This window comes from Sphingomonas sp. 2378 (assembly GCF_038084995.1).
Taxonomy (GTDB): Bacteria; Pseudomonadota; Alphaproteobacteria; order Sphingomonadales; family Sphingomonadaceae; genus Sphingomonas.
This window is the reverse complement of sequence record NZ_JAXCMJ010000121.1, coordinates 1-602: the sequence shown is the minus strand read 5'-3', so window position 1 is coordinate 602 and position 602 is coordinate 1. Positions and strand designations below refer to the sequence as shown.

The window sequence follows — 602 nt, the reverse complement described above, 5'->3', positions numbered from 1 at the left end:
AAGTCACCTAACTCCGAATTGGTCAGATCGCAATGTGTGAAGTTTGCTGCTCGCCAGTCGAAAGTCGAAAACTCGCCGCCGGAGAGATCTGAACCACTGAACGTCGCACCCAGTACCTGAGTCCCCATCCAGCGGTTTTCCCACAGCTCACACTTTTCCAACACGACTTTCGAAAAATTGGCGTAGCTTAGATTAGTATTAGTGATATATGCGCTGCAAAACCAGGTGCGCGTGGTGATCATATTCATAAAGCTTGCACCGCGGAAATCTGCGCCTTGTGCGCGGCAGTGGCGAATTTCAATGCCCAAGGCACTGACGTTGCGGAAATCTGCCATTGATAAATCACAGCTTTTGAAAATGGCATCTTTCAGCATTGCGCGACTAAAATTGCACCCTTTCTGACTTTCGCGATCATAGAACTGGCAGCCGATAAATTCAGTGCCGCTCAGGTCGGCACCTGAAAAATCGCAGTTAAAAAATGTACTATTTTCAACTTTCTCACCGGTGAAGCGATTTCTGTCAATTTTTTCGCCAACTAATGCCAGAGTCATATCTATGCCTGTGTTTTTATACAGTAATGACGCCATGGTAAACCTTATGAC

General features: G+C 46.3%; 1 protein-coding gene. It reads right to left on the bottom strand.

The window, feature by feature from the left end; genetic code table 11:
* Positions 1–551, bottom strand: a 551-nt coding sequence (locus SM191_RS19565; RefSeq protein ID WP_341507661.1) for a Qnr family pentapeptide repeat protein, incomplete at its 3' end; no start/stop codon positions are given.
* Positions 552–602 lie beyond the last annotated feature (51 nt).